Source organism: Cellulomonas sp. (genome assembly GCF_035634735.1).
GTDB lineage: Bacteria > Actinomycetota > Actinomycetes > Actinomycetales > Cellulomonadaceae > Cellulomonas.
Genome location: NZ_DASQCJ010000157.1, coordinates 1 through 6528 on the forward strand (window position 1 = coordinate 1; position 6528 = coordinate 6528).

Here is a 6528-nt window from a genome sequence, read left to right on the forward strand (position 1 = left end):
CATCCGGGCCAGCTCGCGGACCCGGTCCTCCCCCGTGACCTCGGCCACGCCCGACGCGGTGATCGCGCCGTCCCGCGACTTGGTGACGACGAGGTGCCGGTCGGCGAACGCGGCGACCTGGGCCAGGTGGGTGACGACCAGGACCTGCGAACCCCGTGCCAGCGAGGCCAGACGGGGCCCCACCTCGGTCGCGGCGCGGCCGCCGACGCCGGCGTCCACCTCGTCGAACACGAACGTCCCGGGCCGGTGCTCGCCCTGGTCCGGGGACGTCGCGAGGGCCACCTCGAGGGCCAGCATCACCCGCGACAGCTCGCCGCCCGAGGCGCCCTTGCCGAGCGGCCGGGCCGGCGCGCCCGCGTGCGGGACCAGGAGCATCTCCACGACATCTCCACCGTGCGGGCCCGGCTCGGGCGCAGCCTCGACCCGGACGGTCAGGCTCGCGCCGCCCATCGCCAGCCCGGCGAGCTCCGCGGAGACGGTCGCGGCGAGGCGCTCGGCGGCCTCGCGCCGGGCCGCGCCGATCCGGGTCGCGAGGTCGGCGAGCGTCGCGTCCAGCGCGTCCCGCTCGACCGTCAGCTCCGCGACCTTCTCGTCTCCGTCGCCGATGTCGAGCAGCCGGCGGCCGCTCTCCTCGGCCCAGCGCAGCACCGCCGCGACGTCCTCGCCGTACGACCGGGTCAGCGAGGCGAGCTCCGCGCGCCGGGTCTGGGCCGCGTCGAGGCGCAGCGGGTCGGCCTGCAGGTCCTGGAGGTAGGACGACAGCTCGGTGGCCGCGTCCGCGAGCAGGTAGCCGGCCTCGGCCACCCGGTCGCGCAGCTCGGCCAGCCGGGCGTCGTGGCCGCCGGCGCCGTCGAGCAGCCGGCGGGCGTGCTCGACGAGGGCCGCGGCGGTCGCGCCGTCGTCGGGGGCGTCCTCGTCGCCGAGCAGCGCCGCGTGCGCGCCCGTGGCCGCGGCGCGCAGGTCCTCCGCGTGCTCCAGCCGGACGATCTCCTGCGCCAGCTCGGTGTCCTCCCCCGGCTGCGGGTCGATCCGCTCGACCTCGGCCAGCCCCAGCCGCAGCAGCTCGGCCTCGCGGGCGAGGTCCTGGCGCCGGGCGGTCAGGTCGTCGATCGTCGCCTGCAGCCGGCCGCGCTCGGCCCACGCCTGCCGGTACTCCGCCAGCAGCTCGGCGTGCGCGGCGCCCGCGAAGGCGTCCAGCGCCTCCCGCTGGTGCTGCGGAGAGCGCAGCCGCGCCTGGTCCTGCTGGCCGTGCACGGTGATGAGCTGCTCGGCGAGCTCGCCGAGCACCGCCTGCGGCACGGAGCGGCCGCCGAGGTGCGCGCGGGACCGGCCGGGCGTGCCGTCGGTGGCGGCCTGGACGGTGCGGACCAGCAGCAGGCCGCCGTCGTCGTCCACCGCCGCCCCGGCCTCCTCGGCCCGCTCGAGCACGGGCGACCCGTCCGGCACGACGACCCGGCCCTCGACGACCGCCGTCGACGCGCCGGTCCGCACCGTCGCCGGGTCCGCCTTGCCGCCGAGCAGCAGGTTCAGCCCGGTCAGCACCATGGTCTTGCCCGCGCCGGTCTCGCCCGTCAGGACGGTCAGCCCCGGGTGCAGCCGGATCTGGGCGCCGGTGATGACGCCCAGGTCGCTGATCGTGATCTCCTCGAACACGCGCGCGTCCGCCCCCTCAGTCCTCGTCGGCCGGCGCGCGGGTGGCGCCGGTCCCCCGGGTGCGCGCCGGGGTCTCCGTCGCGCGCCCCCGCCACCCGACCACGGGGAGCGCGAACTTGTTCACCAGCCGGTCCGTGAACGGCGCCGGCGTCAGCCGGGCCAGCCTGACCGGGACCGGCGACCGGCGCACCTCGACGCGCGAGCCCGCGGGCACCTCGATGCGCCGCCGCCCGTCGCACACCAGCACCGCCGGGGACGGCGACCGGGTCAGCACCTCGACCGCGATCACGCTGCGCGGCCCCACGACCAGCGGCCGCGCGAACAGCGCGTGCGCCGACAGCGGCACCACGATGAGGCTGTCCACCTCCGGCCAGACCACCGGCCCGCCGGCCGAGAACGCGTGCGCGGTCGACCCGGTGGACGTCGCGAGCACCACGCCGTCGCAGCCGAAGCTCGACAGCGGGCGGTCGTCGACCTCGAGCACGACCTCGACCATGCGCGCCGGCTCCGCCTTCTCCAGCGCGGCCTCGTTGAGCGCCCAGCCCGTCACGGGGTCGGGCCGGCCGGGCACCTGGACCTGCACCTGGAGGGTCGTCCGCTCCTCGACGGTGTAGTCCCCCGCCGCGATCCGGCGGACCGCCTCCTTGATGTCGTCGCGCTCGCTCTCCGCGAGGAAGCCGACGTGGCCCAGGTTGATGCCGAGCAGCGGCACGCCCGCGCCGCGCGCCAGCTCGGCGGCGCGCAGGATCGTGCCGTCGCCGCCCAGGATCATGGCCAGCTCGATGTCGTGGAACGCCATGCCGGGGACGTCCTCGCCCGCGAGCACCGGCGTGAAGCCGGCCGCCTCCAGCGCGGCGGCGGCCTCCTCGGTCGCCGTGACCGCCTCGGGCCGCCCGCTGTGCGTGACGACCAGGACCCGCCTGCCGGTCATGCGCCCTCCTCCTGCTCGGTGACGACGGCCCGGACCCGGGCCGCGAGGGCGTCGCCGGTGAGGGCGGCGCCGGTGTCGTGCGCGGCGTCGTGCGCGGCGTCGTGCGCGGCGTCGTGCGCGGCGTCGTGCGCGCGGGCTCCGCCGCGGCGCAGCCGCAGGAAGTACTCGACGTTGCCGCTCGGGCCGGGCAGCGGGCTGCGCGCGACGCCGGCGACCGCGAGCCCGTGCTCCTCGGCGGCCGCGGCGACGGCCAGCACCGCCTCCGCGCGCTGCTCGGCGCTGCGCACCACCCCGCCGGAGCCCAGCCGCTCGCGGCCGACCTCGAACTGCGGCTTGACCATGAGCAGCAGGTCCGCCCCGGGCGCCGCGACCGCGGCCAGCGCGGGCAGCACCAGCGTGAGCGAGATGAACGACAGGTCGGCCACCACCAGCCCCGGGGCCGGGTCGACGTCCGCCGGGGTGAGGTACCGGACGTTCACGCCCTCGCGGGCCTCGACCCGCGGGTCCGCGCGCAGCCGGTCGACCAGCTGGTCGTGCCCGACGTCGAGCGCCAGCACCCGGCGGGCGCCGCGGCGCAGCAGCACGTCCGTGAACCCGCCCGTGCTCGCGCCGGCGTCCAGGCAGTCCCGGCCCTCGACGACGACGTCGCCGAACGCCTCGAGCGCGCCGAGCAGCTTGTGCGCGCCGCGGGACGCCCAGTCGTCCGCGGGCGCGCCGGTGGGGTCGGGCGCGACCCGGGCGCGCTGGTCGTCGCCGAGCGGGGCCGCCGCGCGGCGCACGGGCGCGCCGTCGACCGTCACCCGGCCGGCCGCGATCAGCTCGGCCGCGTGCCTCCGGGACCGGGCGAGCCCGTCACGGACCAGGGCGGCGTCGACGCGCGTCGGCACCAGCCCTCAGCCCTCCGCGTCGGCGAGCCGGTCCTGCAGGGCCGTGTGCACGGCGTCGAACACGGCGAGCTGCTCACGCAAGGTGAGCTCGGTGACCTCGGTCAGGCGGACGACCGCCTGGTCCACCGCCTGGTCGCCCGTCGGCTCCACGGCTCCACTCCCCACTCCGCCTGCGGCGGCTGCCGCCAGCCCGCGACGGCCCGGCGTGCCGGCCCCGTCGCGTCCCCCTGGCTGGTTCTCTCCACGTGTCCTGGTGCTGCTGATCCCCTGCGCTGCCGGCCAGGTTACCGGCCGGCGCCCACGCCCGCGGCGTCCTCGGGGGTGACACGCAGGTCGGGGACCGTGGACTCGTCCAGGTGCTCGCCCGCGTCCACCGCCGCCCACGCCGCGGCGCAGGCCGCACGCACCAGGTCGACGCCGGCCGGCGCGGCCCCGCCGAGCTCCAGGCGCCCCGCGGCGACCCGGGCCGCGGCGTCCCCGCAGGTCCACCAGCCCTCGGCCGCCGGCACCGGCTCCGGGTGCGGGACCAGCAGGCCGCCGAGGTCGGCCGCGATGTAGTGCGGGCGCAGGCCGGCGGGCGCGAGCACGTCGTCGCGCGCCGTGCTCACGCCGGTCAGCACGTGCAGGCCGGCGAACCCGCCGGTGCGGGCGCCCGCCAGGTCGGTGTCGAGGCGGTCGCCGACGACCAGCGCCGCGCGGGCGCCGTGCCGCTCGACGGCGATCTCGTACATCGTCGACGCGGGCTTGCCCGCGCTGTCCGGGACCACGCCCGTCGCCGCCTGCACGGCGCCCACGAGCGCGCCGTTGCCCGGCGCGAAGCCCCGGGCCGTCGGCAGGCTCTTGTCGAGGTTGCTCGCGACGAACCACGCGCCGCCCGCCACCGCGTACGCGGCCTCGGCGAGCTGGGCCCAGCCGAGCTCCGGGGCGAAGCCCTGGGCCACCGCCTCCGGGTGCTCGTCGGCCGAGGCGACGACCTCGAAGCCCGCCTCCCGCACCGCGGTGACCAGGCCGGCGCCGCCGACCACGAGCACCCTCGCGCCCGGCCGCAGCCGGGTGGCCAGCAGCGCGGCGCACGCCTGGGCGGCGGTGAGCACGTCCCCCGGCTGCGTCGGGATGTCCAGCGAAGTGAGCTGGTCCGCGACCGACTCCGGCTCGCGCGAGGCGTTGTTGGTCACGAACACCAGGCGCATCCCGGCCGCACGGGCGCCCGCGAGCCCGGCGGCGGCGCCGTCGATGGGCTCGTGGCCGCGGTACGCGACGCCGTCCAGGTCGACCAGGGCCAGGTCGTAGGCCTCGGCGAGCGGGGTGGCGCTGCCGAGGAGCCGTGCGTGGGTCACTCGTCCTCCGTGTCCTCGTCGCCCGCGGGGGCGGCGTCGGGGGTGTCGTCGTCGGCGTCGGCCGGCGACGCGTCGGCGGGCTCGGCGTCGGCGTCGGCCGTGTCGGCGGGCGACGCGTCGTCCGCGGACTCGTCCGCGTCCTCGATCCCGTCCGCGTCCTCGTCGAGGTCGAACACCACGACGTCCTCGTCCTCGTCCGTGCCCTGCACCTGCGCGAGCAGGGCGGCGGGCACGGACGACTCGGCCTCGTCCGCCTCCGCGGCACGGCCGGCGGCGCGCAGCGCGTCCGCCCGGGCCTGGACCACGCGCGCCGCGAGCAGCGTGCGCACCGGACCCGAGCCGATGCCCGACAGCGCGGCGATCGCCGCGTCCGGGTCGCCCATGTCGAGGCGCGCCCCGCTGACCACCATCGCCAGCTCGACCCGCGTCGTCGGGTCCAGGTCCTCGGCCTCGGGCGACGCGGCCAGGGCGATCGCGCGCTCCGGCCGGCCGAGGCCGCGCTCGCAGTCCGCCATCACGGCCAGGTGCTCCGACGAGCCGTTCAGCCGCCGCACCGTGCGCAGCTCCCGCAGCGCCTCGGCGAACCGGCCGGTCCGGTACGCCGCCAGACCTGCGGCCTCGCGCACCACGTCGACCCGGCCGCCGTGCCGCACCGCCGCCTGGGCGTGCTCGTAGGCGAGCTCGGGGTCCTCGTCGATCAGCCGGCCGGCCATCACCAGGTGCCGCCCGACCGCCCACGCGTTGTCCTTGCTCAGCGTGCGCAGGCGGGCCCGGACCTCGCGGTCGAGCATGCTGAACTCGACGTCCTCGGGGATCTCCGGGCCGTACTCGCGCACGGACTGCGGCGGGCGGCTCGGCCGGCGGTCGTCGCCGTCGTGCCGCGGACCGCGGTCGCCCCGGTCGAACCCGCGGCCGCCGTCGCGGTCGCCGCGGTAGCCGCCGCGCTCGCCCCGGTCCTGGCCGTCGCGCGCTCCGCGGTAGCCACCGCGGTCGTCGCGCGGGTGACCGCCGCGGTCGCCCCGGTCGTCCCGGCGGTAGCCGCCGGACCCGCCCTGGCCCCCGTCACGGTTCCCGCGGTAGCCGCCGCGGTCCTGGCCCTGCGCACCGCCGCGGTCGTCGCGCCGGTAGCCGCCGCGGTCGCCGGACTGCGCCGGCGCACCGTCCCGGCCGCCGCGGTAGCCGCCGCCGGCCTGTCCGCCGCGGTCCGCGCGGTAGCCGCCACGGTCGCCGACGGGCGCGCCGGCGCCCGAGTCGCGCCCGCCGCGGTAGCCACCGCGGTCCTCGCGCTGGTACCCGCCACGGTCTCCACGGTCGTCCCGGCGGTAGCCGCCGCGCTCGCCGCCGGGCGCACCCGAGCCGCCCTCGCGCCCGCCGCGGTAGCCACCACGGTCCTCGCGCTGGTATCCGCCGCGCTCGCCGCGGTCGTCCCGGCGGTAGCCGCCACGCTCGCCGCCGGGCGCACGCGCGCCGCCCTCGCGCCCGCCGCGGTAGCCACCGCGGTCCTCGCGCTGGTACCCGCTGCGCTCCGAACCGGCCGGGCGGTCGCCGCGGTACCCGCCGCGCTCGCCGCCGGGGCGGTCGCCGCGCGCGGGGCCGCCGGGGCGCGAGGCGCCGCGGTCCGAGCGGTAGCCGCCCGTGCGCTCGCCGCCCTCGGCGTCGCGCCGGTAGCCGCCCGTGCGCGGGGCGGAGCGGTCGTACCCGCCGGAACGCTGCCCGCCCT

Annotated in this window: 6 protein-coding genes; all 6 read right to left on the reverse strand. The window is 79.0% G+C overall.

Annotated features, from left to right (window positions below):
- Positions 1-1653, reverse strand: a 1653-nt coding sequence (recN, locus tag VER05_RS13445; protein ID WP_324845848.1) for a DNA repair protein RecN, incomplete at its 3' end; no start/stop codon positions are given.
- A gap of 16 nt (positions 1654-1669) precedes the next feature.
- Positions 1670-2584 (reverse strand): NAD kinase, encoded by a 915-nt coding sequence (locus tag VER05_RS13450; RefSeq protein WP_324845849.1) that lies wholly within the window; start codon positions 2582-2584, stop codon positions 1670-1672.
- Complete coding sequence (locus VER05_RS13455; RefSeq protein ID WP_324845850.1) at positions 2581-3471, reverse strand: TlyA family RNA methyltransferase; 891 nt, start codon at positions 3469-3471, stop codon at positions 2581-2583. Before VER05_RS13455 ends, VER05_RS13450 begins: the two co-directional genes overlap by 4 nt.
- Before the next feature lie 6 nt (positions 3472-3477).
- Entirely contained in the window at positions 3478-3621 is a 144-nt protein-coding gene (locus VER05_RS13460; RefSeq protein WP_168216818.1) for a hypothetical protein, read from the reverse strand.
- 134 nt (positions 3622-3755) lie between these two features.
- Positions 3756-4808, reverse strand: coding sequence for an HAD-IIA family hydrolase (locus VER05_RS13465; protein WP_324845851.1), 1053 nt, complete (start codon positions 4806-4808; stop codon positions 3756-3758).
- A partial coding sequence (locus VER05_RS13470) for a hypothetical protein (protein WP_324845852.1) occupies positions 4805-6528 on the reverse strand: 1724 nt, incomplete at its 5' end. The genes VER05_RS13465 and VER05_RS13470, both read right to left, overlap by 4 nt.